This window comes from uncultured Shewanella sp. (genome assembly GCF_947495455.1).
In the GTDB taxonomy this organism is placed as follows: Bacteria; Pseudomonadota; Gammaproteobacteria; order Enterobacterales; family Shewanellaceae; genus Shewanella.
Genome location: NZ_CANLZC010000276.1, coordinates 1 through 372, shown reverse-complemented (window position 1 = coordinate 372; position 372 = coordinate 1). Strand labels below are relative to the sequence as shown.

Genomic DNA, 372 nt, shown 5'->3' with positions numbered 1-372 from the left:
TTAATAATCACCTTATCGACCCAGGTTTTGACAACCGTAATTTCTTCCGGATTAGCGAAAAAATGAAAAAAATCTTTCAGTGAAAGGGTCACGTCCTTATTTTTATTGTCATTGCTTTTGTCTTCTTCAATCCCTAAATCCCGCATCCAATTATTATTACCTTCTTCCCATGCTCCAGAACGTTCACTGTAATTAAAATTGTCAGCTGCCTCACCTCGCTCATAGGGACAGCATTTAAGCTTAATGTAATAAAATTCAGGTGGTTGCGATTGTGCCAGTGCAGCTTGTTGTGCTTGTGCTAATTTCTTCGGTATAGGAAAAAGCGTGTCTAATATGTCCTTTCGCCCTATAGTAATACCAGCTGCATCAAAT

Annotated in this window: 1 protein-coding gene; it reads right to left on the bottom strand. The window is 38.7% G+C overall.

Annotation, left to right across the window (positions count from 1 at the left end; translation table 11 throughout):
- A partial coding sequence (locus Q0791_RS25100) for a hypothetical protein (RefSeq protein ID WP_299011975.1) occupies nt 1–372 on the bottom strand: 372 nt, incomplete at both ends.